28 protein-coding genes and 1 pseudogene are annotated in these 24,032 nt (G+C 63.5%); 16 read left to right on the top strand and 13 right to left on the bottom strand.

Features of this window, described 5'->3' with window-relative positions; all coding sequences use genetic code 11:
• Nucleotides 1-8: 8 nt before the first annotated feature.
• A complete protein-coding gene (locus BRA1417_RS0115515; protein WP_027516524.1) occupies nt 9-383 on the bottom strand; it encodes a PRC-barrel domain-containing protein in 375 nt (124 codons plus the stop codon).
• Nucleotides 384-539: 156 nt separating this feature from the next.
• Between BRA1417_RS0115515 and BRA1417_RS0115510 the strand changes: the two genes are divergently transcribed.
• The 7 genes from BRA1417_RS0115510 to BRA1417_RS0115480 all read left to right on the top strand — a co-directional run bounded on the left by BRA1417_RS0115510 (nt 540) and on the right by BRA1417_RS0115480 (nt 5,843).
• Nucleotides 540-2,327 (top strand): thiamine pyrophosphate-requiring protein, encoded by a 1,788-nt coding sequence (locus tag BRA1417_RS0115510; protein ID WP_027516523.1) that lies wholly within the window; start codon nt 540-542, stop codon nt 2,325-2,327.
• An 8-nt stretch (nt 2,328-2,335) separates the two neighbouring features.
• Nucleotides 2,336-2,563, top strand: a complete 228-nt coding sequence (locus BRA1417_RS0115505) for a hypothetical protein (RefSeq protein WP_007594757.1) — start codon at nt 2,336-2,338, stop codon at nt 2,561-2,563.
• An 85-nt stretch (nt 2,564-2,648) separates the two neighbouring features.
• Complete coding sequence (locus BRA1417_RS0115500; protein WP_027516522.1) at nt 2,649-3,200, top strand: DUF4142 domain-containing protein; 552 nt, start codon at nt 2,649-2,651, stop codon at nt 3,198-3,200.
• Nucleotides 3,201-3,436: 236 nt separating this feature from the next.
• A complete protein-coding gene (locus tag BRA1417_RS0115495) occupies nt 3,437-4,327 on the top strand; it encodes an SDR family oxidoreductase (RefSeq protein ID WP_027516521.1) in 891 nt (296 codons plus the stop codon).
• A 99-nt stretch (nt 4,328-4,426) separates the two neighbouring features.
• A complete protein-coding gene (locus BRA1417_RS0115490) occupies nt 4,427-5,011 on the top strand; it encodes a phosphatase PAP2 family protein (protein WP_027516520.1) in 585 nt (194 codons plus the stop codon).
• Complete coding sequence (locus BRA1417_RS0115485) at nt 5,008-5,355, top strand: DUF3147 family protein (RefSeq protein WP_027516519.1); 348 nt, start codon at nt 5,008-5,010, stop codon at nt 5,353-5,355. Before BRA1417_RS0115490 ends, BRA1417_RS0115485 begins: the two co-directional genes overlap by 4 nt.
• Complete coding sequence (locus BRA1417_RS0115480) at nt 5,355-5,843, top strand: hypothetical protein (RefSeq protein WP_027516518.1); 489 nt, start codon at nt 5,355-5,357, stop codon at nt 5,841-5,843. Before BRA1417_RS0115485 ends, BRA1417_RS0115480 begins: the two co-directional genes overlap by 1 nt.
• On the opposite strand, the gene BRA1417_RS44800 is transcribed toward BRA1417_RS0115480, so the two are convergent.
• Complete coding sequence (locus tag BRA1417_RS44800) at nt 5,840-6,007, bottom strand: hypothetical protein (protein ID WP_198034836.1); 168 nt, start codon at nt 6,005-6,007, stop codon at nt 5,840-5,842. The genes BRA1417_RS0115480 and BRA1417_RS44800 overlap by 4 nt on opposite strands.
• Before the next feature lie 176 nt (nt 6,008-6,183).
• On the opposite strand from BRA1417_RS44800, the gene BRA1417_RS0115470 reads away from it, so the two are divergent.
• Nucleotides 6,184-6,432, top strand: coding sequence for a hypothetical protein (locus BRA1417_RS0115470; protein ID WP_027516517.1), 249 nt, complete (start codon nt 6,184-6,186; stop codon nt 6,430-6,432).
• A gap of 164 nt (nt 6,433-6,596) precedes the next feature.
• Here the strand turns inward: BRA1417_RS0115470 and BRA1417_RS0115465 are convergent, their stop codons facing one another.
• Together BRA1417_RS0115465 and BRA1417_RS0115460 are read right to left on the bottom strand one after the other, a co-directional pair.
• The gene (locus tag BRA1417_RS0115465) at nt 6,597-6,803 is read right to left on the bottom strand and encodes a hypothetical protein (protein WP_027516516.1); all 207 of its coding nucleotides are present in this window, start codon (nt 6,801-6,803) and stop codon (nt 6,597-6,599) included.
• Nucleotides 6,804-7,117: 314 nt separating this feature from the next.
• The gene (locus BRA1417_RS0115460) at nt 7,118-7,312 is read right to left on the bottom strand and encodes a hypothetical protein (protein ID WP_027516515.1); all 195 of its coding nucleotides are present in this window, start codon (nt 7,310-7,312) and stop codon (nt 7,118-7,120) included.
• A 96-nt stretch (nt 7,313-7,408) separates the two neighbouring features.
• Here BRA1417_RS0115460 and BRA1417_RS0115455 point away from each other — a divergent pair, with 96 nt between their 5' ends.
• Complete coding sequence (locus tag BRA1417_RS0115455) at nt 7,409-7,921, top strand: DUF4142 domain-containing protein (protein WP_027516514.1); 513 nt, start codon at nt 7,409-7,411, stop codon at nt 7,919-7,921.
• 15 nt (nt 7,922-7,936) lie between these two features.
• Here the strand turns inward: BRA1417_RS0115455 and BRA1417_RS0115450 are convergent, their stop codons facing one another.
• On the bottom strand, nt 7,937-8,218 hold the full coding sequence (locus tag BRA1417_RS0115450) for a hypothetical protein (protein ID WP_027516513.1): 282 nt from the start codon (nt 8,216-8,218) through the stop codon (nt 7,937-7,939).
• Nucleotides 8,219-8,498: 280 nt separating this feature from the next.
• Here BRA1417_RS0115450 and BRA1417_RS0115445 point away from each other — a divergent pair, with 280 nt between their 5' ends.
• On the top strand, nt 8,499-14,786 hold the full coding sequence (locus tag BRA1417_RS0115445; protein ID WP_027516512.1) for a HAMP domain-containing protein: 6,288 nt from the start codon (nt 8,499-8,501) through the stop codon (nt 14,784-14,786).
• A 13-nt stretch (nt 14,787-14,799) separates the two neighbouring features.
• A complete protein-coding gene (locus BRA1417_RS0115440) occupies nt 14,800-16,290 on the top strand; it encodes an HWE histidine kinase domain-containing protein (protein WP_027516511.1) in 1,491 nt (496 codons plus the stop codon).
• Here the strand turns inward: BRA1417_RS0115440 and BRA1417_RS0115435 are convergent.
• On the bottom strand, nt 16,287-16,508 hold the full coding sequence (locus BRA1417_RS0115435) for a hypothetical protein (protein ID WP_027516510.1): 222 nt from the start codon (nt 16,506-16,508) through the stop codon (nt 16,287-16,289). The genes BRA1417_RS0115440 and BRA1417_RS0115435 overlap by 4 nt on opposite strands.
• A gap of 138 nt (nt 16,509-16,646) precedes the next feature.
• Between BRA1417_RS0115435 and BRA1417_RS0115430 the strand changes: the two genes are divergently transcribed.
• Together BRA1417_RS0115430 and BRA1417_RS0115425 are read left to right on the top strand one after the other, a co-directional pair.
• On the top strand, nt 16,647-16,904 hold the full coding sequence (locus BRA1417_RS0115430) for a hypothetical protein (RefSeq protein ID WP_027516509.1): 258 nt from the start codon (nt 16,647-16,649) through the stop codon (nt 16,902-16,904).
• Nucleotides 16,905-17,000: 96 nt separating this feature from the next.
• Nucleotides 17,001-17,249, top strand: a complete 249-nt coding sequence (locus tag BRA1417_RS0115425) for a hypothetical protein (protein WP_027516508.1) — start codon at nt 17,001-17,003, stop codon at nt 17,247-17,249.
• Nucleotides 17,250-17,347: 98 nt separating this feature from the next.
• Here the strand turns inward: BRA1417_RS0115425 and BRA1417_RS42820 are convergent, their stop codons facing one another.
• Both BRA1417_RS42820 and BRA1417_RS0115415 read right to left on the bottom strand, forming a co-directional pair.
• Nucleotides 17,348-17,557: a hypothetical protein gene (locus BRA1417_RS42820; RefSeq protein WP_084462248.1), complete on the bottom strand. Its 210-nt coding sequence runs from the start codon at nt 17,555-17,557 to the stop codon at nt 17,348-17,350.
• Nucleotides 17,558-17,573: 16 nt separating this feature from the next.
• Complete coding sequence (locus BRA1417_RS0115415) at nt 17,574-17,795, bottom strand: hypothetical protein (protein WP_027516507.1); 222 nt, start codon at nt 17,793-17,795, stop codon at nt 17,574-17,576.
• A gap of 115 nt (nt 17,796-17,910) precedes the next feature.
• On the opposite strand from BRA1417_RS0115415, the gene BRA1417_RS0115410 reads away from it, so the two are divergent.
• On the top strand, nt 17,911-18,123 hold the full coding sequence (locus BRA1417_RS0115410) for a DUF3072 domain-containing protein (protein WP_027516506.1): 213 nt from the start codon (nt 17,911-17,913) through the stop codon (nt 18,121-18,123).
• Between the two features lie 86 nt (nt 18,124-18,209).
• On the top strand, nt 18,210-18,527 hold the full coding sequence (locus BRA1417_RS0115405) for a DUF6496 domain-containing protein (RefSeq protein WP_027516505.1): 318 nt from the start codon (nt 18,210-18,212) through the stop codon (nt 18,525-18,527).
• A 6-nt stretch (nt 18,528-18,533) separates the two neighbouring features.
• On the opposite strand, the gene BRA1417_RS0115400 is transcribed toward BRA1417_RS0115405, so the two are convergent.
• Both BRA1417_RS0115400 and BRA1417_RS0115395 read right to left on the bottom strand, forming a co-directional pair.
• Complete coding sequence (locus BRA1417_RS0115400; protein WP_007607279.1) at nt 18,534-18,896, bottom strand: hypothetical protein; 363 nt, start codon at nt 18,894-18,896, stop codon at nt 18,534-18,536.
• 265 nt (nt 18,897-19,161) lie between these two features.
• Nucleotides 19,162-20,697: a Do family serine endopeptidase gene (locus BRA1417_RS0115395; RefSeq protein WP_027516504.1), complete on the bottom strand. Its 1,536-nt coding sequence runs from the start codon at nt 20,695-20,697 to the stop codon at nt 19,162-19,164.
• A gap of 208 nt (nt 20,698-20,905) precedes the next feature.
• On the opposite strand from BRA1417_RS0115395, the pseudogene BRA1417_RS40530 reads away from it, so the two are divergent.
• Nucleotides 20,906-21,741, top strand: a pseudogene (locus BRA1417_RS40530) (universal stress protein).
• 115 nt (nt 21,742-21,856) lie between these two features.
• On the opposite strand, the gene BRA1417_RS0115385 reads toward BRA1417_RS40530, so the two are convergent.
• The 3 genes from BRA1417_RS0115385 to cbbX all read right to left on the bottom strand — a co-directional run bounded on the left by BRA1417_RS0115385 (nt 21,857) and on the right by cbbX (nt 23,966).
• Nucleotides 21,857-22,069, bottom strand: coding sequence for a hypothetical protein (locus tag BRA1417_RS0115385; protein ID WP_027516503.1), 213 nt, complete (start codon nt 22,067-22,069; stop codon nt 21,857-21,859).
• A gap of 227 nt (nt 22,070-22,296) precedes the next feature.
• The gene (rpe, locus tag BRA1417_RS0115380; RefSeq protein WP_027516502.1) at nt 22,297-23,034 is read right to left on the bottom strand and encodes a ribulose-phosphate 3-epimerase; all 738 of its coding nucleotides are present in this window, start codon (nt 23,032-23,034) and stop codon (nt 22,297-22,299) included.
• Nucleotides 23,031-23,966 carry a CbbX protein gene (gene cbbX / locus BRA1417_RS0115375; RefSeq protein ID WP_027516501.1) on the bottom strand — a complete coding sequence of 312 codons (936 nt, stop codon included), beginning with the start codon at nt 23,964-23,966 and terminating at the stop codon, nt 23,031-23,033. Before cbbX ends, rpe begins: the two co-directional genes overlap by 4 nt.
• Between the last annotated feature and the right edge of the window lie 66 nt (nt 23,967-24,032).

Below are 24,032 nucleotides of genomic sequence, written 5' to 3'. Positions count from 1 at the left end.
GGAAACGCTTACGCGAAGGGGACGCCGTAATAGGAGTTGATGCCGCGCACCGCGGCGTCATCACCCCAGTTCCAATCACTCCGCTCGCCGTATTTCGGCGCGCCTTCCAGCTCCTTCGTGGTGATGCCGGTGACATAGCCGCCAAGCTCCGTGTCGTATTTCAGCGACTGCCACGGCAGCGGATAATGGTCGTTGCCGAGGCCCAGAAATCCGCCGAAGCCGAGCACGGCGTAGGACACCTTGCCGCTGACCTTGTCGATCATCACGCGTTCGATCGAGCCGATCTTGTTGCGATCGGCGCCGTAGACCGATGTTCCCTCGACCTTATCGCTGCCGATCAACCGACCCATCTCGTTTTGGTCCAGTTCACCCTGATTCAACATCTCAATTCTCCACTCAGCCAGTGTGGAGACAACCCGAAGAGGTGCGCGATCGTTCCGGCATGTTCCGTCAGACTTGAGGAACATCGCCGGAAACGGGCGGTTCTCTCAAGTTCAAATCCCGGAATCCAAATACCGGAAAACCAAGGGTCGCCCTCGATGTCCCAGACCGTCTCCGACTTCATCGTTCAACGTCTGCATCAATGGGGCGTGCGCCACCTCTTTGGCTATCCCGGCGATGGCATCAACGGCGTATTCGGCGCCCTCCAGCGCGCTGAGGGCAAGATCGGCTTTGTCCAGGCGCGGCATGAGGAGATGGCCGCCTTCATGGCGACCGCCTATGCGAAGTTCTCTGGCCAACTCGGGGTCTGTATCGCAACTTCAGGCCCCGGCGCCTCGCATCTGATCACCGGGCTCTACGATGCCCTGCTGGATCACCAGCCCGTGCTCGCGATCGTCGGTCAGCAGGCACGCAATGCGCTGGGCGGACATTATCAGCAGGAACTCGATCTCGTCTCGATGTTCAAGGATGTGGCTGGCGCCTATGTCATGCAAGCATCCTCGCCGGCTCAGATCCGGCATCTGATCGATCGGTCGATTCGGATCGCGTTGGCTCGGCGGACGCCAACGGTGATCATCCTGCCCAACGATATCCAGGAGGAGCCCTACGAGGATCCGCCGCGCGCTCACGGCACCCTGCACTCCGGCATCGGCTATAGTGCGCCAAGCATCAAGCCTCGTGACGCTGACCTCGACCGTGCCGCCGAGGTGCTCAACGCCGGCAAGAAGGTCGCGATGCTCGTCGGCGCCGGCGCGCTCCACGCCACCGAGGAGGTGATCGCGGTCGCCGACCGCTTGTCCGCCGGCTGCGCCAAGGCACTGCTCGGGAAGGCGGCGCTCCCGGACGATCTCCCCTGGGTCACCGGCTCGATCGGCTTACTCGGCACCGAGCCCAGCTACAACATGATGATGGAATGCGACACGCTGCTGATGGTCGGCTCCGGGTTTCCGTATTCCGAGTTCCTGCCGAAGGAAGGCGCGGCGCGCGGCGTGCAGATCGATCTCGACGCCAGCATGATGTCGATCCGCTTTCCCATGGAGGTCGGCCTGGTCGGCGATGCCGCCGAGACGCTGCGCGCCCTGCTGCCGCGGCTCGCACCCAAGACCGACGGCGCCTGGCGCCAGGGAATCCAAGAGGGCGTCGCAAAGTGGTGGAAGACGCTCGATGATCGGGCACATCAGCCCGCAGCACCGGTCAATCCGCAGCTCGTCACCTGGGAGCTGTCGCCGCGCCTGCCCGACCGCGCTATCATCACCAGCGATTCCGGCTCCTGCGCCAACTGGTTCGCGCGCGACCTCAAGATGCGCCGCGGCATGACGGCCTCGCTCTCAGGCGGCCTCGCCTCGATGGGTGCCGCAGTGCCCTATGCGCTCGCCGCCAAATACGCCCATTCCGATCGCCCGGTGATTGCCCTCGTTGGCGACGGCGCGATGCAGATGAACAATATGGCCGAGCTGATCACCGCCGCGAAATATTGGCGCGACTGGACGGATCCGCGCTTCATCGTCTGCGTCTTCAACAACGAAGATCTCAACCAGGTGACTTGGGAGCAGCGTATCATCAACGGCGATCCGAAATTTGAGGCATCGCAGCGCATCCCAAACGTTTCCTATTCGCGGTTTGCCGAGCTGATCGGCCTCTCCGGCATCTATGTCGACAGTCCGCAGATGCTGGGCTCGGCCTGGGAGCAGGCGCTGGCGAGCCAGATGCCCGTGGTGCTGGAGGTGAAGACCGACCCCGAAGTGCCGCCGCTGCCGCCGCATATCACCTTGCAGCAGGCCAAGAACTTCTCTCTTGCGCTGCTGAAGGGCGATCCCAACGAGAGCGGAATGATCAAGGGGGCGGCGCGGCAGGTGCTGGAAAAGATCCTGCCTGGAAATGAATGAGGTAAAGCATGAGCGATTTCCGCGATATCCAGCACGGCGTCAACGATCCTGTGGATGGCCTCGACGTGAAGCGGCAGATCAATGATAACCGGACGCCGCACGAGCGAGCACAACGCCATGCAGACGTGCGTGCCGAGGCCACCGCGACGCCGACCGAGCCGTTTCTGCCCGAACGGCTTCGGCGCAAGCCGACGGATCCCATCAACCCACGGAGCGGGCGGAGACCGACGGATTAGCCGTTAGGAACTCCGGCCGCTGCAGCGTGTTGGTGGGCGCAACGTCGCGCGGCGAGAGGCTGCGCCCATTCGAAGGGATCGGACCATGAAACGTACAATCATCGCAGCTGCCTGCGTGCTGCTCGCAGGGCCCGCGCTCGCCCAGTCGCTCGGCGAGAAGACCGGCGTCAACTCGGCGCTCGGCGTCGCGCCTGCCACCGCCGACTTCGTCAAGGAAGTCGCCATCAGCGACATGTTCGAGATCGAATCGAGCAAACTTGCCGAGCAGAAAGGCAACGCGCAGGAGAAGACTTTTGCGCAACAGATGGTGACCGACCACACCAAGACCAGCAGCGAACTGAAGGGCCTGGTCAGCGGCGGCAAGGTGCAGGCGACCCTGCCGACAGCACTCGACAGCTCGCATCAGAGCAAGCTCGACAAGCTCAAGAGCGCGAACGGCAAGGACTTCAGCTCGGATTACAATTCGTACCAGGTCAGTGCCCATGAGGACGCGGTCTCGCTGTTCGAGCGTTACGCCAAGGGCGGCGACAATTCCGACCTGAAGGATTGGGCCGGCAAGACGCTGCCGGCGCTCAAGCACCATCTCGACATGGCCAAGGAGCTCGGCAAGGCGCCGAGCGTCGGCCAGACCAAGTAAACATGGTTCAAGTAAACTTTGTTTGAGGACGCCGGACCTTCCGGCGTCCTTTCGTCTAGCAACGATGCCTCGCGCCGCGCATTGGCATTCGCAAAAGCGCGGTGCCTCTCATGACGAAACCTGACAAGACTTCACTTTCCCGCCGGCACGTCGTCCAAGCGGCGAGCGCAACGCTTGCTGCCGTTTCGCTGGCCTCTTCCACAGCGAAAGGAGACACGTCCATGGCCGAGCAGAAAATGGCCGAGCACAAACTGGTCGATCCAGTCGCCCGTTTTCCAAAGCCGCCGTTCAAAAAACAGTCGCAGCCCTGGCCTGGCCTCGCCGGCAAGATGGAGCCGCCCCCGGATCACGGCGAGACCAGCTACAAGGGCTCCGGCCGGCTCGCCGGGCGCAAGGCGCTGATCACCGGCGGGGATTCCGGTATGGGCCGCGCCGCTGCGATAGCTTACGCACGCGAAGGCGCCGACGTCGCCATCAACTATCTAGCGGCGGAAGAGCCGGATGCGCAGGACGTCATCGCGCTGATCAAGAAGGAAGGGCGTACCGGGCTCGCGATTCCAGGCGACCTCAAGGATGAGGCTTTCTGCAAGAAGCTGGTCGAGCAGGCCGTCCAAGGTCTCGGTGGACTCGACGTCCTCGTCTGCAACGCGGCGCGGCAGCAGACACGTGCGTCCATTCTCGACGTCTCCTCGGAAGACTTCGATGCGACGATGAAGACCAACATCTATGCGCCGTTCTGGATCATCAAGGCGGCACTGCCGCATTTGAAGCCAGGCTCGTGCATCATCGGCACGACGTCCGAGCAGGCTTACGACCCCTCACCCGATCTCTACGACTATGCGCAGACCAAGGCGGCGACGATGAACTACGTGAAGTCGCTGGCGAAGCAGCTCGCCTCGAAGGGCATTCGCGTCAATGGCGTCGCCCCGGGACCGATCTGGACGCCGCTCCAGGTCTCCGGCGGCGCCACGATGGAAAAGCTCGAAAAATTCGGCGGCATGACGCCGCTCGGCCGTCCCGGCCAGCCCGCCGAACTGGCCTCCATTTACGTGCAGCTTGCCGCAGCCGACGCGAGCTATGCGACCGGCCAGGTGTATGGGTCCGCTGGTGGATCGGGACAGCCGTAGCCCGGCCCTGCAGGCGGCTGCCCCGAGGTCGAACTCAGGAACCTTCTTTGTCTGCGGGCTTTACAAAACTGTCATGAAGGACATCACGCTTGCAGACCGATGGCATTAGTAGAGGTCAAACCCAGCCGGATCGACACCGCGATCGCGGATAAGATCGCTGATCACACCAATTCAGGCATCGAGCATACCGCGCAGACATTGACCTGGGCCGCCGACGAGCACGTGCTGCTCGCGCTGGCCGCAATAGGGTGGCTCTATACTCACATTCGGCAGCCGCAACAGCGGCCCGTGGCAAATCACATTCTGGCCGTGTCGTTGGCGACGGCCGTCCTGCCGCATGTCCTGAAATCCGTATTCGATCAGACCAGGCCAGACCGGCTGACCATACGCGGACACCGAAATGGAGTACCCATCTCAGGACAGGCGCGCGACGCTTTCCCCTCCGGTCACGCGGTCCATATGGGCGCACTTGCCTCGGCGGCGGGCTTGCTGCCGAAGACGCCGCGCCGATTGCTGCGCACGGCCGCGATCGCGCTGTCGCTGACACGGATCGCGGTGCTCGCGCATTGGGCAAGCGACGTGGTTGCAGGCTTTGCGCTTGGCGCTGCCGTAGAGAGACTCTTGCGGCCATGGACATTGACGCAATCGTTCCGCAAGCAAGTCAATCGGCGGGAAAAGCCGTGACCGAATATATCGTGCGCTTCATCGCCGGTGGCATCATCGTCTCCGCTTTTGCGATCTTGGGCGATATGCTGAAGCCCAAAAGTTTTGCGGGGTTGCTCGGCGCAGCACCGTCAGTCGCACTCGCGACGCTCGGCATCGCCGTTGTCCAGCACGGCCCACAATATGCCGCGGCCGAAAGCTGGACGATGATCTATGGCGCGGTCGCGCTCGGCTGCTACAGCGTCGTGGTGTGCCATCTGCTGATCAGATACCGTGTATCCGCGCTGCCCGCGACGGTCCTGGCTGTCATCGTGTGGCTGGTGGTCGCCTTCGGCCTGCTCGCCGGCTTCGGAGGTGCGGCCTGATGCCGGTCAAGCTGTCGCTCTCCGCGCTGAAGCAGACACGCTGGTACGAATACGGCATTCGTTTCCTGCTCGGTGGCTTGGCGACCGTGCTCGCGGGGGTTCTGGGAGCGCGCTTCGGTGTGTCCGTGGGCGGACTTTTCCTTGCGCTTCCCGCCATCTTCTGCGCGAGCGCCACGCTGGTCGAAAGCCATGAACGCCGCACCAAGGAGAAGGCCGGCCTCAGCGGCACGCGCCGCGGGCAAGAGGCCGCCGCGCTCGACGCGGCTGGCGCCGCCTGGGGAAGCATCGGTCTCCTGGCATTCGCCGCCGTCTTTCATTTCACCGTGGCTGCGAGCGTTCCGGGCGCCTTCGCTGCCGCGTTGATAGCCGGGGCCGTCATTTCGGTGTTGGCTTGGTGGCTCAGGCGCAAGCTGCGCATCGTCTCCCGCAAACCGCACCGATCAGCTCCTTCGCTATCAGCAAAGGGCTCTCCCCTGGCGAAGCGCTAGCCCGCTTTGGCCTGCGTCGACGGCTGCAATCTCGGCGGTTGAAGGCCCGGGCTGTTGGCCCAGCGCTCGACCTGCTCGATCACCTTCTGGTGGCTCGGGCGCACCGGCTTGGGTGCGTCGCTCTCTTCGACATGGTTGCGGGGCAATCTGACTTCGTTCGTCATGACGTCTCTCCCATTTGCCGGGAGTATACACCTGCCCAAGGACCTTTGCATCATATAACTTATTGAAGTTGTTGATCTTTTTAACTCACTTGGCGCCGTAGCCGCATCTTGTGGAACCGCGGCCGAATGAGTTCGTTGAGTAAACTACTCAACTTGCTCATTTTGGATGATTGATCATGAACGACCTTCGCGCCGAGCGGCTCCAGGTCATGCTGTCACCGGAAGAACTGGCCGCGGTTGACGACTTCCGGTTCAAACATCGCATGCCGACGCGAGCCGCAGCCGTGCGCGAGCTCCTGAAGCTCGGACTCGCCACCGCAGCGGTCGATGCAGGGGCGAATGTCAAATCGAGCAGGTTCGGGGTTTTCGGGCGCGGCCCGGACGGCCATACGCAACCGCATCCGCAGCGCGACGCCGAGGATTAGTCCAGCCTGATGCTCAAGAAAACGGCCCCGGCACGGGTGCCGGGGCCGTCCTTGGAGATTGCTTCCGGATCACCGGGGGCATGACAACCGGAAGCAATCCCTCGACTCTTTGCGTGCGAATTCGTTCCTGATGGAATTAGGCGTGCAAATTCGTTCCTGATGAATTAGCCGCTCGGCGCGTCGCCGGAATCATCCGGCGCCATACCGGAGCCGGGCGTCTTGCTGTTGTCATTCAGCTTGGGATCGCGCGTGGCCTCACGAGAGGGCGAGCCCGTTGGCTCCGACTTGTGCACGGTCTGCGCACGCTGCTTGTCCCGCGGCTGCTGTTCACCGCGCTGATCTCTGATAATGCCTTGGTCGGAATGGGCCATGATAGCTCTCGCCTCTTTGCTGTGTCGAAGCGCTTACGCGCCGAAGCGTCGAAGGTTCCGACCCGCGAGATCAGACCGCTAACTGTGCGCTGAGTGCACCGGGGCCGATGCATTTTCATGATGCACCTGCCGCACCGTCGTCACTGTGGCGAACGCGACCGACACGCCAAAGGCAAAAATGAGCGAAAGAAGAGCCAGACGTGGAGCCATTGCAAAAACCTCCCGGAATAGGAAATCAACGCGACCGACTGTTACGAATGATCCTGCTTGCCGTCCGTGAGCAGTCTCACACGCAGATCCACGAAACGAGAGGGTTACGCATCCTGCTTTTGACGGATGCGGGCTGGAACGGGCGGCACCTCGCCGTCGAGCCAATCCTGCTCGTTGGCGAGTGCCGTCCACGCATTCGCCATGCGCAGAAAACGATTATGTGACGGCTGTCCTTCAGCGCGCTCAGCGAGCTGGAGGCAGTTGTCGGCGTTATCCCTGAAGATCTCGGACTGTTTCATCAACATGAATTGGGGACGGAACCGTCGCGTCGCAACCGCCCTTACCGGATCGTAACATCTGCGGAACTTTCGACCGCCATCCGCCATTGGATGTCCATGCGGATTTTTCTCGCGATAGTTTTGGCATTTATCAGCACGGCAGCGCTTGCCGACAGCACCGGGGAGCGAAGGCCCGCCGGCCGCACGCCGACCGCAACCGAGACCATCAGCGACCTCTACACCTTCAGCCGCTTCCAGCAGGGCCTGCTGGAGAGCACCGACCTGAAGGGCAATGCCGAGGTCAAGAACCTCGCCGCCCTGCGCGCCGAGGAAGCGGCCCGGCGCGACAAGGCTCTGAAGCAAATTCAAGAGGCGATCGGCACCGAACCGCGCGTCGCCAAGACGACCCCGGCGAGCGCGAGCATGGTCGAACCCGAAACTTCGGACGGACCGACTTTCGTCAGAAGCTTCTATGCCGCGCAGATTCCCGAATATGAATCGGTGATCGACCTGCTCGAGCGTTATCTGAAGGCACCCGACAATGCCGCGCTTGCAGCGTTCGCGCGCGAGCAGCTCCCGATGTTGCGCTCGCAGGTCAAGGACGCCGAGCGCACCATGGCGGACAAGTAGGGCTGCCAAGCACCCTTACTTTTGCCGGCTCTCCGGCTGCGCGCTGCGGCTGCCCTCCAGCATTTTGTCGCGGCCGGCATCCCCATTGTCATCCTTGCCGCCCGAACTCGACGTGCCGCTACCGCTGGGATTAGACCGGGTGGACGTACCCGTGGTTGGTGTGTCCGCGCGTGGGGTGGCAGAGCTTGCGGCGGGATCGCCGGTGACGGCCCCGCGGCCGCTGGGCGCGCCGCCCTGTGCGAACGCCGATCCGGCCAACAACATCACGGTCCCGATGACGACAAATCCTGCTTTCATGTGCGCTCTCCCTGCATCTGCGGGCTAACGGCAGGCCCGGCGCTCCGTTCCGGAAGGCAGATGACCAAGTCGCTGAAAACAAACCGATCTGCCGGCCCGGAAAGACTGGAACCGGATGGAACCATTCCGAGGGATGGCACTTATGTTAATCGGGCTGAGCAAAGCAGGTTCCACTTCCGGGCGCCGTGACGTTGGCGCTTGATTTCGAATTTGGCTGACGCTCTATTTTGATAAACCGCGTCTCGCCTGGGAATCGGCCGACGCCTGCGGGGGAATCAGTATGAGCGACCTCGATCCCGGATCTGCATCACGTTCCGGTCGTCGCGTTCCAAAGCCAAAAACCAACGGCATGTCGGAGCCTGATTCCCGGGCAGAATTGCTGCTCGCCCTGCAGGCCGTGCGCAATGGCGACTTCTCCGTGCGGATGAGCGGCGACTATCTCGGCATCGACGGCAAGCTCGCCGATACTTTCAACGACATCATCGCCGCCAATCAGCGCATGGCGCAACAGCTCGAGCTGGTCGGCCAGGTCGTGGGCCGCGAGGGCAAGACGCGGCAGCGCGTGAAGTTTGGGCTGGCCTCGGGGTCCTGGGCCGACATGGAAGGCTCGGTCAACACGCTGATCGACGATTTGCTGTGGCCGACGCGCGAAGTGACGCGCGCGGTCGCAGCCGTGGCGCAGGGCGACCTGCTCCAGACCGTCAAGCTCGACGTCGATGGCCGACCCCTGCGCGGCGAATTCCTGCAGTCGGCGACCATCGTCAACACCATGATCAAGCAGCTCGGCGTGTTTACCTCGGAGGTGACGCGCGTGGCGCGCGAGGTCGGCACCGAAGGCAAGCTCGGCGGCCAGGCCCAGGTGCCTGAGGTGACCGGCGTCTGGAAGGATCTGACCGAGAGCGTCAACTCGATGGCGAACAACCTGACCAACCAGGTTCGCAACATCGCCGAGGTGACGATCGCAGTTGCGAACGGCGACCTCTCGAAGAAGATCACGGTCGACGTCCGCGGCGAGATCCTTCAGCTCAAGGAAGCCATCAACACGATGGTGGACCAGCTCCGTTCCTTTGCCTCGGAAGTGACGCGCGTGGCGCGCGAGGTCGGCACCGACGGCAAGCTTGGCGGCCAGGCCATCGTGCCAGGCGTCGCCGGTACCTGGAAGGATCTCACCGACAGCGTCAACGCGATGTGCGGCAACCTCACCGCGCAGGTGCGCAACATCGCCAACGTCACTACCGCCGTGGCGCGCGGCGACCTCTCGCGCAAGATCACGGTGGACGTCCGCGGCGAGATCCTGGAGCTGAAGGACACCATCAACACCATGGTGGACCAGCTCAACTCGTTCGCCTCGGAAGTGACGCGCGTCGCGCGCGAGGTCGGCACCGAAGGCAAGCTCGGCGGCCAGGCCCAGGTGCCGGGCGTGGCCGGTACCTGGAAGGACCTCACCGACAACGTCAACTTCATGGCGTCGAACCTCACCGCGCAGGTCCGCAACATCGCCGATGTTGCCACGGCCATCGCGAGCGGCGACCTCTCGAAGAAGATCACGGTGAACGTCTCGGGCGAAATCCTTCAGTTGAAGGAAACGCTCAACACCATGGTCGACCAGCTCAACGCCTTCGCCGGCGAAGTCACGCGCGTCGCGCGCGAGGTCGGCACTGAGGGCCGGCTCGGCGGCCAGGCCAACGTGCTCGGCGTCGCCGGCACCTGGAAGGACTTGACCGAGAGCGTCAACTCGATGGCCTCGAACCTCACCGCGCAGGTCCGCAACATCGCCGAGGTGACGACAGCGGTCGCGGGCGGCGATTTGTCGAAAAAGATCACCGTCGATGTCCGCGGCGAGATCCTGGAGCTGAAAGACACCATCAACACCATGGTGGACCAGCTCAACGCCTTCGCCGGTGAAGTCACGCGCGTCGCGCGCGAGGTCGGCACGGAAGGCAAACTCGGCGGCCAGGCCCAGGTGCGCGGCGTCGCCGGCACCTGGAAGGATCTCACCGACAGCGTCAACTCGATGGCCTCGAACCTGACCGGCCAGGTCCGCAACATCGCCGAAGTCGCGACCGCGGTGGCCAAGGGCGATTTGTCGAAGAAGATCACCGTCAACGTGTCCGGCGAAATCCTTCAGTTGAAGGAAACGCTCAACACCATGGTGGACCAGCTCAACGCCTTCGCCGGCGAAGTCACGCGCGTCGCGCGCGAGGTCGGCACCGAAGGCAAGCTCGGCGGCCAGGCCGAAGTCCCCGGCGTCGCCGGCACCTGGAAGGACCTCACCGACAGCGTCAACTCGATGGCGGGCAACCTCACCGCCCAGGTCCGCAACATCGCCGAAGTCGCGACTGCGATCGCCGGTGGCGACTTGTCGCGCAAGATCACCGTGGACGTGCGCGGCGAGATCCTTCAGCTCAAGGACACGCTGAACACGATGGTCGACCAGCTCAACCGCTTCGCGGGCGAGGTGACGCGCGTCGCGCGCGAGGTCGGCACCGAAGGTCGGCTCGGCGGCCAGGCCAACGTGCCCGGCGTCGCCGGCACCTGGAAAGATCTCACCGACAGCGTCAATTCGATGGCGGGCAACCTCACCGCCCAGGTCCGCAACATCGCCGAAGTGACCACCGCCGTGGCGCGCGGCGACCTCTCGCGCAAGATCACCGTCGACGTCCGTGGTGAAATTTTGGAGCTGAAGAACACCATCAACACCATGGTGGACCAGCTCAACGGCTTTGCCGGTGAAGTGACGCGCGTCGCGCGCGAGGTCGGCACCGAAGGCAAGCTTGGCGGCCAGGCCGAGGTGCCCGGCGTTGCGGGCACCTGGAAGGATCTCACCGACAACGTCAACTTCATGGCCTCGAACTTGACGGCGCAGGTCCGCAACATCGCCGAGGTCGCGACCGCGATCGCCGGCGGCGACCTGTCGAAGAAGATCACGGTGGACGTGCGCGGCGAGATTCTGCTGCTCAAGGACACCTTGAACACCATGGTCGAGCAGCTCCGCTCCTTCGCCGCCGAAGTCACGCGCGTCGCGCGCGAGGTCGGCACCGAGGGCCGGCTCGGCGGCCAGGCCGTCGTGCCCGGCGTCGGCGGCACCTGGAAGGACCTCACCGACAACGTCAACCTGCTGGCCGCGAACCTCACCACCCAGGTCCGCAACATCGCCGAAGTCACCACCGCCGTCGCGCGCGGCGACCTGTCGCGCAAGATCACCGTCGACGTGAAGGGCGAAATTCTCGAGCTCAAGAACACCATCAACACCATGGTGGACCAGCTCAATGCGTTCGCCGGCGAAGTGACGCGCGTGGCCCGCGAGGTCGGCACCGAAGGCGAACTCGGCGGCCAGGCCCAGGTGCCCGGCGTCGCCGGCACCTGGAAGGATCTCACCGACACCGTCAACTTCATGGCGGCGAACCTGACCGAGCAGGTCCGCGGCATCGTCAAGGTGGTGACCGCGGTCGCCAACGGCGACCTCAAGCAGAACCTCACCGTGAAATCGAAAGGCGAGGTCGCGGCACTGGCTGACACCATCAACAACATGACCGAGACGCTTGCGACCTTCGCCGACCAGGTGACGTCGGTGGCGCGCGAGGTCGGCGTCGAGGGCCGGCTCGGCGGTCAGGCCGACGTGCCCGGCGCCGCGGGCACCTGGAAGGATCTCACCGGCAACGTCAATTTGCTGGCGGCCAACCTCACCTCGCAGGTGCGTGCGATCGCAGAAGTGGCGACCGCCGTGACCAAGGGTGACCTGACGCGGTCGATCCAGGTCGACGCCCGTGGCGAGGTCGCGGAGCTGAAAGACAACATCAACACGATGATCACGAACCTCCGTCTCACGACGGATGTGAACACCGAACAGGACTGGCTGAAGACCAATCTGGCGAAATTCACCAACATGCTTCAGGGCCAGCGCGACCTCACCACCGTCGGTCGCCTGCTGCTGACCGAATTGTCACCGCTGGTGAACGCGCATACCGGCGTGATCTATCAGGTCGAGAACGAAGACAATCCTCGGCTCCTGCTGCTTGCCTCCTATGCCGGCGACGGCGTCTATCCGTATCCGCGCGTGCTGCCATTCGGCGACGGCCTGATCGGCCAATGCGCGCTCGACCGGCGCCCGCGCGTGATTGCGGACATTCCGCCCGACGTGGTGCCGATCAATTCGGCGCTGCTTCGCGTCGCGCCGAAGAACCTCGTGGTGCTGCCGGTGCTGTTCGAAGGCCAGGTCAAAGCGGTCATCGAGCTCGCCTCGCTCACCTCCTTCACGACCTCGCAGATGACCTTCCTGGAGCAGCTCACGGACTCGATCGGGATCGTGCTCAACTCGATCGAGGCGACGATGCAGACCGAAGGCCTGCTCAAGCAGTCGCAGCAGCTCGCCGGCGAGCTCCAGACCCAGCAGCGCGAATTGCAGCAGACCAATGATCAGCTCGAACAGAAGGCGCAGCAGCTCGCCGAGCGCAATGTCGAAGTCGAGCGCAAGAACCAGGAGATCGAGCAGGCCCGCCGCGCACTGGAGGAAAAGGCGACCGAGCTCGCGCTGACCTCGAAGTACAAGTCCGAATTCCTGGCCAATATGAGCCACGAGCTGCGCACGCCGCTGAACTCGATCCTGATCCTCGGCCAGCAGCTCACCGACAACCCCGACGGCAATCTCACCGGCAAGCAGGTCGAATTCGCCCGCACCATCCATGGCGCCGGCACCGACCTGCTCAATCTCATCAGCGACATTCTCGATCTCTCCAAGATCGAGTCCGGTACGGTGACGGTCGACGCCGAGGAAATCCTGACCGCGAACCTGCTCGAAACGGTCGGGCGGCCGTTCCGTCACGAGGCGGAGAACCGCAATTTGTCGTTCAAGATCGACGTCGATCCGAACCTCGCGCGCAGCCTCGTCACCGACTCCAAGCGCCTGCAGCAGGTTTTGAAGAACCTGCTCTCCAACGCCTTCAAGTTCACCGCCGAAGGCGAGGTGCGCCTGAAGGTCGCCGCCGCGGTCGGCGGCTGGGGCACGGATCATCCCGTGCTGAACTCGGCGCCGGCGGTGATCGCATTCGAAGTGTCCGATACCGGCATCGGCATCCCCCTGGAGAAGCAGAAGCTGATCTTCGAGGCCTTCCAGCAAGCCGATGCCGGCACCAGCCGCAAATATGGCGGCACCGGGCTCGGCCTTGCGATCAGCCGCGAGCTCGCAAGCCTGCTCGGCGGCGAGATCCACCTGCGCAGCTTGCCGGGCAAGGGCTCGTGCTTCACGCTTTACCTGCCGCTGAAATATTCGGGTCCGACGCTCGCGCCCCGCGCGGCGCCCCAACAGAGCCAGCCGCCGGCGCTGCAGCCTGCGACAGCCGAACCGCAGCGTGTGATCGAGCAGCTTCCCGACGACCGGCTCAACCTCGAACCAGGCGACAGCATCCTCCTGATCGTCGAGGACGACCCGCATTACGCGCGTGTGCTGGTCGATCTCGCGCGCGACAAGGGCTTCAAGGTGCTGGTCGCCGCCCGCGGCGCGGAGGCGCTGGAGCTTGCAAAGCAGTACCAGCCGAGGGCCGTCTCCCTCGACGTATTCCTGCCTGATATGCTCGGCTGGACCGTGCTGAGCCAGCTCAAGCACAATCCGCTGACCCGCCACATCCCCGTGCAGATCATCACGCTCGACGAGGACCGCCAGCATGCGCTGGCGCGCGGCGCCTTCTCCTTCGTCAACAAGCCGACGACGACCGAGGGCGTCTCGGCCGCGCTGACGCAGATCAAGGAATATGCGCGGCCGCGGCGCAAGCGGCTGCTGATCGTCGAGGACAACGAGGCCGAGCAGCTCTCGATCCGCGAGCTCCTGCACCACGACGACATCGAGATCGTGACGACCGGCACCGGCGCCGACGCGCTCTCGATGCTGCGTGAGAACCCCTGTGATTGCGTCGTGCTCGACCTGCGCCTGCCCGACATGACCGGCTTCGAGGTGCTGGATCAGATCCGCAACGACGACGCGCTATCGAATGTTCCGGTCGTCGTCTTCACCGGCCGCGAGCTGTCGGCCGAGGAAGATGCGGAACTCCACACCATGGCGCGGAGCATCGTGGTCAAGGGCGTGGAATCGCCGGAGCGACTGCTTGACGAGACCGCGCTGTTCCTGCACCGCGTGATCACGGAGTTGCCGATCGAGAAGCAGCGCATGCTCGAGAAGCTGAACAGTTCCGACGAAGACCTGATCGGCAAGACCGCCCTGCTCGTCGACGACGACGCCCGCAACATCTTCGCGCTGTCGAGCGTGCTGGAGCGGCGCGGCATGAAGGTGCTGACGGCCACGACCGGCAACGAGGCGGTGGCCCTGGTTGAATCCAATCCGGAGATCGCCATCGTGCTGATGGACATCATGATGCCGCAGATGGATGGCTATCAGACCATCGGCGTCATTCGTGAAAATCCGACCTTCGCCCGTCTTCCGATCATCGCGTTGACGGCCAAAGCCATGAAGGGCGACCGCGAGAAATGCCTCGAGGCCGGCGCGTCCGACTACCTCGCCAAACCCGTCAACACCGATCAATTGCTGCTTGCAATCCGCATGTGGCTGCACCGCTGAGTTGGATGCCCGTATGGACCACGAAAAGGTCAACATCCTCCTCGTCGACGACCAGCCGGCCAAGCTGCTCGCCTATGAGGTGATCCTGAAGGATCTCGGCCAGAACCTCGTGATCGCCTCGTCCGGTCGGGAGGGTCTGGAGGTGCTGCTCAAGACCGAGATCGCGGTGATCCTGGTCGACGTCTGCATGCCCGAGCTCGACGGCTTCGAGCTCGCCGCGATGATCCGCGAGCACCCGCGCTTCCAGAAGACCGCGATGATCTTCATCTCGGCCATTCAAGTCAGCGACATCGACCGCCTGCGCGGCTACGAGATGGGCGCCGTCGACTACGTCCCCGTGCCGGTCGTGCCGGAGGTGCTGCGCGCCAAGGTCAAGGTGTTTGCAGAACTCTATCGCAAGACGCGCGAACTCGAGCGGCTGAACCAGGATCTCGAGGACCGCGTGCGTGCACGCACGGCCGAGCTGGAGAATTCCACCGCAAAGCTCCGCGAGAGCGAAGAGCGGCGCAGCATGGCGATCGCCGCCGGCAAGATGGGTTCGTGGGACTGGGACTGGGTCACCGGCGACTGGATGTGGGACGAGGGGCAATACCGCATCTTTGGTGTTGGCCCGGACAGCTTCGAGGTGAATCCGGCCAACGTTCAGGCGCTGTTGCATCCGGATGACGTCGATCAGTTGCGCAAGGCGATCGCCGAATTCAACAAGGGCACACGCTCCTATGAAACGGAGTTCCGCATCGTGCGGCCCGACGGCGATGTGCGCTGGTGTGTCGGCACGGCCGCCGCCACGGTTGACGATAGCGGTCGGGTCATGCGCGTCAGCGGCGTGACGGTGGACATCACCGAACGCAAGCGCGCCGAGGAACGGCAGACTCTCCTGGCGCGGGAAGTCGATCATCGCGCCAAGAATGCGCTGGCGCTGGCGCAATCGATCGTGCGCCTCACCCGCGCCGACGAGGTGAAAGCCTATGTCAGCGCCGTCGAGGGGCGCATCAATGCACTGGCGCGCGTGCACACGATCCTGTCGCTATCGAGCTGGCAGGGCGCCGAACTCTCGAAGCTGATCGACGAGGAGCTTGCGCCCTATTCCCTCGGCGGCCAGATCAAATTGGCGGGATCCGAAGTTCAGTTGCTGCCGGCAACCGCCCAGACGCTGGCGCTGGCGCTGCATGAGCTTTTCACCAACTCGGCGAAGTATGGCGCGCTCTCGACGCGGACGGGACGGCTCGCGATCGGCTGGCAGGTCGAGGACGAGCTGCTCACGCTGACTTGGGAGGAGTCCGGCGGCCCGCTCGTCATGACGCCGAAATCCCGCGGGTTTGGTACGCGGAGCCTGCTTGCGAGCGTCGAGTCCCAGCTCGGCGGGCAGGCGCGTTTCGATTGGCGCGCCGAGGGTCTGTTGTGCCGGCTCGAGGTGCCGTTGGTCCGCAAGACTGCCGCGACGACCGCGCCCGGCAACTTCGAAGCCGCCAGCTCCGCCGAATTGCAGCGCGCGTCCGGTTAACCGGAGGCCGCACTCTTCCTGGGCTGCGTCGTTTGCAGCTCGCGCGCGACCCGTCCTTCAAGCCAGGCTTCCGTTTGGGCGAGATCGCGCAGAGCCTTGGCATAGCGGCACGCCGCGCTTCGCTCCGCGCCGCGGGGCAGCTTGCGGGCCTTGCGGAGGATGTCCGCAGCGGCGTTACGATAAGCCAGAGAGCGATAGAGAAAGACCACCTTACCCATATCGAATGTTCCCGTGTTGCGTGGTCATTCTTGCCCACCCGGCATGAACGTCGGATGAAGCGCAGGATGACAATTCCTTCATGCGGGTGGAACCGGCGCGTGACGCAGGCGTTGCATGCGAGATTGGGATAGAGTTCCATGCGCGCGAAGAAGTCGTCGGACCTGATCTCTCCCAGCGGGCTCATCAAGCTGATGACGCACGCCATGATGGGCGCAGCCCTCGGGCTCGCTTTCAGCCTCGTGCTCGTGCTGTCCAATCCAGGCGTCGCCAATTTGCTAAGTCACGGCGGAAGCCAGGCCGTAGTCGTTTTCGCTCTCACATTCGTGACGACGTTCGCGATCGGCGCGACATTGACCGGCGTCGTATTCATCCTCGCAGAGGACAAGCAATCTTGAAGGATGCGTCCTTTACCGGAACTTCCTTTGTTCGGAACTCCTGCGACGAATGGCAGTTGGCTGCCTGCGTCAATTCAACTCAGGGAGTTCCCGCACATGAAGACCACAAAGCTCGCTCTTGCCGTGATGTTGGCCACCGGCCTCGCCGCCGCACCGTTCGCCGTGCAGGCCAAGTCGCACAAGGCAAAACACGGATCCTCGATGTCGTCGTCGCAGACCACCACGGGCGCCAACACCAAGCCCTCCAAGGGTGCTGATCCCTCCGGTCAGGGCGGCTCCGGCCCCGGCTCCGACCAAGGCGGCACCATGACGAACAACAAGAGCGGCATGAGCAACACCAAGTAGGTTTTGTTCGTCCAACTCATAGAGGCCCCGCGATCGCGGGGCCTTTTTGCTTATGGTGTTCGAACGAACTTTTTCTCGGGTCGCGTTGCGCGCACGCTTCAGCTACGATGGCTGCCCAGGATGTCAGGATGAACGCCGGTGGGATCAGCTCTCACCAGATGATCGAGTCGTGCGCGCTTGCGCGCGATCAAGAGCTGGGCCGCGGCGTCGTCGAGCCCCTCGCGTTGCAACTGCCGGATCGCAGAGCCCAGTTCGAGAATCTCGGCGCGCAGCTTTAGAATCCGGTATGCATCCGGGTCTTCCTCCACCGTGCGCTCCCAGCTCTCAGGGGCGCGCGATCACGCGCAGAGGACTACCTGATGTCTTCGCTGAGCGAAGACGCATCCTGTCGCGGACATTCGGCAGGACATCGCCGCCACCCGCAGCTTTCCATTCGCCGATCAGCAGATTGATTTTCCGGCGCAGATCCATCTGCGCCAGCGCCTTCTCTGTGCAATCGTGCTCGCGGTCGACGAGTTCGCGGACGGACACCTCGATATCGGCCATTTCCAGCCTCAAGGCGCTGATTTTACGTCGAATTTCATTAATTCTGTTGTCCATGACTTGTTAGAACAAAATAAGAACATATAGTCAAGTCACAATTTCAGAAGGGAGAAGCGACATGCAGGTTCAGCGTAAATACGACGCCAAGACTTTCCTCACCGCCAAGACTTTCCTCACCGAGCAGATGACGCGGGCGCAGGGCCTCCGGCTGAAACGGCTGAGCGAAGAGGCGTATCAACCCGCGCAATATGCGCGGGATCTGTCCTCCAGCGAGGCAGCGCGGCGCATTCAGGTGCTGGAAGCCGAGATCGAGCTGGCGGATTCGTTCTAGACTAAGCCGCGTATCCGGGACGTGCATGCGCGCTTTCGGAACCATGCCTGTCTCGGATTGTTTTCCCAGGCCAAGGGAGAACATGCATGGCACGCAAGGCAAAGAAGCGCCGCTACTCGCGCAGCTCCGGCAGCGATGTCGAAAGTGAGATGAAGCGCTACAAGAAGGGTACCGCCAAAAGCGGACCGGGCGGTCGAGGCGGACGCGTGAAGAGCCGCAAGCAGGCAATCGCGATCGGCCTGTCGAAAGCGCGCAAGAAGGGCAAGAAGGTCCCGAAGAAAGCCGCAAAGCGGAAGACGTCCAAGAAGACCTCAAAGAAGACATCTCGGAAAACATCCAAGAAGACTTCGAAGAAGAGTTCGAAGAAAAGGTCGAAGCGCAAATCCTCCAAACGGTCGCGCTGACCTCCGTCAGATCATGCTGCCCGGCATGAAGCAGCGAATCGAAACGCCGAACGCGGTCTTCACCGGCCACACCATGGTGCGGCCGGCCCGGTTCGGCTCGGTGATCACGGCTTCGTCCGGCACCTCGACCCACTCGCCGTCGAGCCGCACGCGATAATGTCCATTGTGCGAGTCCCAATCGGGATCGGCGACGGCAAACCCATCTGCATCCGAGCAGCACGGACCGAGATGGCTGCGCAGGCCATCGAACCATGGCTTGAGGGGAGAGTCCGCGTAGCGGCCATCGTCACGCCCGAGAGCGTTTCCACCCCACAGCACGAATGGCGCCACGAGCAGCGCAGTCCTTAGCGAGAGCTTCAATCGATCCATGTCGGCACCGATCAATACGAATTGCCGGCCGGCTCAGCGGCGACAAGTTCGAAGTTCCACGCTTGCAATCGTCGGCGGCTTCATTGCCGCCGAGTCCATACGAGATCCGCAATTGTGATGAGCGAACACGGCTTTTTCGGACGAACCGGGTCATCCTCCCTGCCGTTAACGAGAATGTTATCGGCGGGCATCCGGAATCCGGAAGGCGAACAGGAAAGGCGGCCCTTGGGCCGCCTTTTTGGACTTGCGCCGATCGACGTTCGACTTATGCGAGCGGCACCGCGACGAACCGGGTCGCCTGTGCGCTTCTGACCTGCAGCAGCACGCTGCGCTTGCCGGACGATTTCGCCTGCGCCAGCTCCGAACGGACATCGCCGATATTGGCGACGGCCTTGCCGCCGACATTGAGGATGACGTCGCCGGTCTGGATGCCGCGTTGCGCGGCCGGCCCTTGCGGATCGACTTCAGTGACGACGACGCCCTTCTGGCCGGCGCCCTGGATGTCCCCGGCCGGAGCCAGGCTGAGTCCGAGACGCGGCGGCATGCCGGCATCTGGCTGCGACTTGCCCTCGTCGGCTCTTGCCTGCCGCTCGTTCGGCAACTCGCCGAGCGCCAATGTCACCGTCTTGCTGTCGCCCTTGTGGACGACGTCGAGCTTCACGGACGTGCCTGGCGCCAGGGTGGCGATGGTGCGGGCGAGATCGCGGGAATCCTTGATCGCAGTGCCGTTGACGGCGGTGATGACGTCGCCCGCCTCGATGCCCGCCTTCGCCGCCGGGCTGCCATCCTGCGGATTGTCGACGATCGCGCCGCGCGCCTCCTTGAGGCCGAGGCTGTCGGCGATATCCGATGTCACCGGCTGCACCTGCACGCCGAGCCAGCCGCGAGTGACCGCGCCCTTGTCCTTCAACTGTGCGACGACGAGCTTTGCGGTCGAGGCCGGAATGTCGAAGCCGATGCCGACCGAGCCGCCGGAGGGCGAGAAGATCGCAGTGTTCACGCCGATCACGTTGCCGTTCATGTCGAAGGCCGGGCCGCCGGAATTGCCCTTGTTGATCGGCGCGTCGATCTGGATGAAGTCATCATAGGGACCGTTGCCGATGTCGCGGCCGCTGGCCGAGACGATGCCGGCGGTCACGGTGCCGCCGAGGCCGAAGGGATTGCCGACCGCGACCACCCAGTCGCCGATGCGCGGCTTCTGGTCGGAGAATTTGACGAACGGAAAATCCTTCTTGCCTTCGACCTTGATCAGCGCGAGATCCGTTTTCGGATCGGTGCCGACCACTTTCGCGCTGTAGATCGTGCCGTCGTCCATCGTCACTTGCACGGACTCGGCGTGATCGACGACGTGGTTGTTGGTCACGGCGTAGCCGTCGGCGGAGATGAAGAAGCCGGAGCCCTCACCCGTGATCATCTGGCGGTGCTGGCGCGGCATGCCTTCCATGCCAGGGCCGCGGAAGCCGAATTGCCGCGAGAACTGGTCGAACGGCGATGCCTCGTCCGAATCCATCCGGTTCTGTTGCAGCATCGCGCTCTTATCGTTGTCCTGGTCGATCCTGACCCGCACCGAGATCACGGCAGGTTTGACCTTGCTGACGAGGTCGCCGAAGCCCGGCGGTGTCGCAGCGGTCTCCGCGGCCTGGGCGGGCGCAATGAAGGAGTTCGCGCTGAACGGCGAAGAGCCGGGGGCAGTCGCCAGCACGGCCAGCCCAAGCGCGGCCACGGTGCCGAGCAGCGCGAGCCGGCGCGGTCTCAGGATCTTGCGGGGCGTTGTGGTGTCGGAATTGACGCGATCGCTCATGTCGATATGTCCATGTTGGGTAAGTCGCCTTGCACCCAACATGGTGGTCGCCACCTTACAGCGTCCCGTCCGCGCGGTTAAATCTTGGCAAAGTAGCCGGGCCGGCGAAGGTCCAAAACTCGAGGCTGCACGTTTGATGCAGCTCAACGCGGGCCCTGCGCACCGTGAAAGACTGCGGTCACCGGATGATGTCCATCGGAGGCGCGTCATGTACAAAGACATTCTCGTCCACATCCCCACCGAGCGCCCGATGCGCCCGGTGATCGATGGCTCGATCTCACTCGCAGCGGGCCTCAACGCCCATCTCGATGCAGTCGCGGTTGGATATGTGGCAACCAGCGCGGCCTACGTCATGGAGGGCGGCGCTGCGGTGGCGGCGGTGTTCGAGATGGAGCGCGAAAGCGCAGTGGAGCGGGCCGAGGCGGCGCTCGCGGTGTTCAAGAGCGAAGCGATGAACGCCGGCATTTCCTACACATGCCACCCGCTCGGAACGATGCCGGGGGAGGCGGTCGGCTTGCTCGGCGAGATGGCGCGGCTGCACGATCTCAGCATCGTGCTCCAGCCGGATCCGGCGCAAGGCTCACTCGACAACGATGTGCCCCGTGAGATCCTGTTCCAGGCGGGTGGGCCGGTGCTTTTCCTGCCCTACACCTTCCATGGAGCATTCAAGGCGAAACGAATCGCATCTGCTGGGATGGCAGCCGCCTCGCCGCGCGCGCGATGCGCGACGCTGCACCGTTCCTGGCCCGCGCCGAGGAGATCGTGATCATCGCGATCAACGAAACAGATACGGTTCCCGACGAGGTCTCGACCCGCAATCTGGCAAGGCATCTCGGCCGGCGCGGACTGTTGACCCGCACGGTCAACCTGTCGGCGGCGCGCTCTGACATTCAGCCGACCATGCTGTCGTTGGCAGCCGATGAGAGCCTCGATCTTCTGGTCATGGGCGGCTACGGCCATTCGCGATTGCAGGAACGGTTCCTCGGCGGCGTCACCCGCGCCATGCTGGAAGCCATGACCGTCCCGACGCTGATGTCGCATTAATCGAGGGACGATCCAGGTCGGGCCGGTCACAAGCCTTGTCGTTCGGGCTGACAACCGCGTCCTTGAGCGGTGCCGGAACCGGCAAGTTCAGGTCATCTTCGAACGAGTTCGACCGTCACGCCGCAGCGGGTCTCTCCCACGCCGTGACCTCGACGCCGTCCTCGTCTTGTTGCGCATTGCACGCGTCGAAATGCGCCTTGAGCTCGACTTCGGCGAGATATTCGAAATGTTCGGCCTGGCCGAGCAGTTCCCAGCTCTGGAGCGGCCGGTAGGCGGCCTGCTGACGACAGAGGGACGCTAGCGCGCGGTAGCGACGTACGTTATCCATCAGACCCTCCCTCGCATTCACAGAGCTTATTGCCCTTATTTGCGTCAGGGCGATGGCGGCTATGCAAAAGATTTGCTGCGCCCGCCGCGCGTTTGACGCGCTTGTTTCTAGGCAAACGCGTGTTCGGGCGAAAGTTCCAATCGGCGCGGCTTCAATATGTCCGGTGGAAAGGGGCAGGCCCTGGCACAGCCATTCCGGTACTGGCTCGTTTGCCTGTCTTGCGTAGCCTACCGGATGAACGCGGGCCCGCCGGCTCGCATCGCCTGCGCCGAACTATGTTGCAGCTTCGGAACCCTGCCGGCTTCCGCGGCAGTGCGGATGGCCGCAATGTTGCCGGCGTAGTCCGCGCTGCTCCTGCCGCGAAACACGGCGGAACCCGCCACCAGCGTATCGGCGCCCGCGGCGGCCACGGCCGCGGCATTGTCGCGCGTGATGCCGCCGTCAACCTCGAGCCGGATGGGCCGGTCGCCGATCATGCTTCGAATACGCCCGATCTTCTCGAGCTGGGACTCGAGGAAGGACTGGCCGCCAAAACCCGGATTGACCGTCATCACCAGGACGAGATCGAGACGATCGAGCACATACTCGATCGCGCTTTCGGGAGTGGCGGGACACAGGCTGACGCCGGCTTTCTTGCCGAGCGCACGGATAGCCTGGAGCGAGCGATCAAGGTGCGGACCGGCTTCGGCATGCACCGTGATGACATCCGCGCCGGCCTTCGCGAACGCCTCGAGATAGGGATCGGCCGGCGCGATCATGAGATGCACGTCGAATATTTTCTTCGTCAGCGGCCGGATCGCCTTGATGAAGTCCGCGCCATAACTGATGTTCGGAACGAAATGCCCGTCCATGACATCGCAATGAATCCAGTCGGCGCCCGCAGCGTCGATCGCCACGATCTCCTCGCCGAGGCGTGCGAAATCCGCAGCCAGGATCGATGGCGCGATGAGGATTTCTCTCGTCATGGTTTCGCACTCCCCTGCACGTCCGCACCGCCGCTGAAGACACGGCTCGCCAGGACGTCCATGGGATCGATCGTTTCGAGATCGGCGATCTCGAGCATGCGATCGAGATCGGATACCAGCCGATCGGCCTGCCGCAGGCGGATGCGGTCGACGGCGTTGCGGATCGAGCGCGCATTGGAGAAGAACGGCTGGGTCCGGCGCAGCGCAATATATTTCTCGAAAGCCTCACGCGCCGTCGCCGACAGGCGATAACCCCGTTCCTTCAGCATCAGCTCGGCAATGACGAGCAGCTCGGCTTCCGCATAGTCGGGAAAGTCGATGTGATGCGCGATGCGCGAGCGGAAGCCGGGGTTTGACGCAAAGAAGCTGGTCATCCGCTCGCCGTAGCCGGCAAGGATCACGACGAGGTCCTCGCGCTGGTTTTCCATCACCTGGAGCAAAATCTCGATCGCCTCCTGGCCGTAGTCGCGCTCGTTGTCAGGACGGTGCAGATAATAGGCTTCGTCGATGAACAGCACGCCGCCCATCGCCTTCTTCAGGATCTCCTTGGTCTTCGGCGCGGTGTGGCCGATATACTGGCCGACGAGATCGTCGCGCGTCACCGAGATCACCTGCCCGCGCCGCACGAAGCCGAGGCCGTGCAGGATCTTTGCCATGCGCAGCGCGACGGTCGTCTTGCCGGTGCCGGGATTGCCGGTGAACGACATGTGCAGCGTCGGCGGCGACGAAGCCAGTCCCGCACGCTGCCGGATACGTTCGATCAGCAAGAGCGACGCGATCTGGCGCACGCGGTTCTTCACCGGCTTCAATCCGATCAGCTCCTGCTCGAGCTGCTGCAGCGTGCCGGTGATTCCAGCCTCTTCGGCCTCCTTGCGGAGATCGAAACTGGTCTCGCCGGGCTCAGTGGTCATTGCGTGGGGAACATCCAGCATTGGCACCTCGAAGAAAAGGGCTTCGCCGCGGAAAGCGGCGAAGCAGTGGTCCGCCAAGGAAACGGA

Origin of the sequence: Bradyrhizobium sp. WSM1417 (genome assembly GCF_000515415.1) — a bacterium.
In the GTDB taxonomy this organism is placed as follows: Bacteria; Pseudomonadota; Alphaproteobacteria; order Rhizobiales; family Xanthobacteraceae; genus Bradyrhizobium.
Note: the sequence above shows the minus strand (reverse complement) of the source record. Positions and strands in the feature narration are given on the sequence as shown.